This is a genomic window from Phormidium sp. CCY1219 (genome assembly GCF_035615515.1).
Lineage (GTDB): Bacteria > Cyanobacteriota > Cyanobacteriia > Cyanobacteriales > Laspinemataceae > CCY1219.
Genome location: NZ_JAJENT010000436.1, coordinates 1 through 1,813, shown reverse-complemented (window position 1 = coordinate 1,813; position 1,813 = coordinate 1). Strand labels below are relative to the sequence as shown.

Below are 1,813 nucleotides of genomic sequence, written 5' to 3'. Positions count from 1 at the left end.
CTTCATGGGGTGGGCTTTCACCACCATCGACATTCAGTTGTCAAGGTTCTTCCCAGTTTTCCATCGGATTGTAAAGACTTTTGTAAAGAATTGTGAAATTCTCTTAGCCTTCAGTTTTCCGAGGTTTTCGATGGGCTTTTTTGTATCGGTTTATACCGTTTTATTTCGGCCAACCATCAGACTTACCATCCTCTGGGGGGTTCAGCCTTTAGGGGCTGTGTTCCTTGCCCCGCTTACGTTTCCGGAATTTACCATCCACTTTTGCGGGAACGAATCGCACCCGTTATGCACCATTATAAATCATTTTCATGCTATAACACTATATAGTTATTTAAAAAATTCTAAAGCTTATGTGGTGTCGCATCCGACAAATCTTCTCAAAGCTCCTGTTACTGGGCGCTCTGGTGCTTTTGCTGTTCGCCGGAATCTCCTACTTCGCTGCCCCACCGGCGGCGGCGTCAATCCGCCAAACTCAAGAAGCACCGGGTCAAACCCTTTATCAATCTCGTCATAGTCTGCGAGACCGCGCCGGTCATTCTTGGCAGTTAATCCTTTTCAAACGAGTCAAATCCGGTGAAGTCGCCAGCGTCAATCTCCGACTGGTGGGATTCCCCGGGATGGCTGAAGTCGCTCATCCTCAACCCCTACAGATTAATACCGACCAAGGTAAAGTCTTCAGCGCGCCGGATCTGTTCGCAGAGGAGTCCCCCGCTCCTAATGTGGGCCAGTACGACCTCAAAGGAGTATTGCTCCAACTTCCCACCACTCAACCCGCGATTCTCTCGGTTCCCCTGGTGGGCGATCGCTCCCTGGATTTACCCGTTCCCCCTCCGGTCCTCCTGGAATGGCAAACCGTGGCCAATAGCTAAATACCGTGGTTCCCTCCCTTGCGTTTAGGCGATCGCCCCGCTATGAAAGCACTCCGCGGGCGATCGCATCCTTTTGTCCATCTTCTTTCACCCCCCACCCCTTTGAACTCACCCAAACGGAGGAATCCAAGGGACGGTTTTTTCTCCCAGATGAATTAATCTCATAGAACTACTCCTAAAAGTAGATTTTTGCCACCGTTTATCCCCTCCTCCCCCTGTGCATTCTCAACTATAAAATTAATCTAAACGTCCATCGCCCATCTGCTCGGATTTGCTAGAATTAAACACTATGGTGCGAATCGTTCCCGCCAAAGTCAAGGCTGAAATGCCGAAAACGTAAGCGGGGCAACGAACCTAATGCTTAAAGCCAAGGAACCTTGACAACTGTCATCTGGTTGCTAAGGAGGAGGGAAGCGGCCTAGACCGTTACCAAATCTGAGGTCAGCAGGCTCCAGGTCAGAGGAATTTAACAATTCTCGAGAGCAACGGCGTTAGCCACCCCCACTTGCAGGAGTCACGACCCTGTGGGTGAAGCGGGGAACGGAAGGCTACCAGGGTAAGCCAATACCCGATGGAACCGACCACTGCCAAATGCTATCGTCTAGTAACAGCAAATCATCGTCTTGAACCCTCGTAATAATTCAAGCGGCGAAAGTGTGCTGACACGCTGCGCCCAAAATGGGCAAAGGGAAAGGTCAGGGGGTCTACTAACGACTGACACAGACTTGCAAAAGTACCTCGGGGGACAGATGGAGGCGTCGGCATAACACCCCAGATGATTGAACGAGATAACCCGACTAGGACTCTCAGTCAAAAGGTCGATAAAACTGAGTAGTGATAAGTGTAAGCGCAAGTCCTAGACGGGAAGAGATTGAGGAGGAAGCTTTCTGCCTACCTGTAATGGGTATGGATAAGCTGACGGACTCAGGCCAACCAAACTGTAA

Annotated in this window: 1 protein-coding gene; it reads left to right on the top strand. The window is 50.2% G+C overall.

The features are described from left to right. Positions 1 to 350: 350 nt before the first annotated feature. Positions 351 to 869, top strand: coding sequence for a DUF3122 domain-containing protein (locus LKK83_RS10160; protein ID WP_324630979.1), 519 nt, complete (start codon positions 351 to 353; stop codon positions 867 to 869). Positions 870 to 1,813 lie beyond the last annotated feature (944 nt).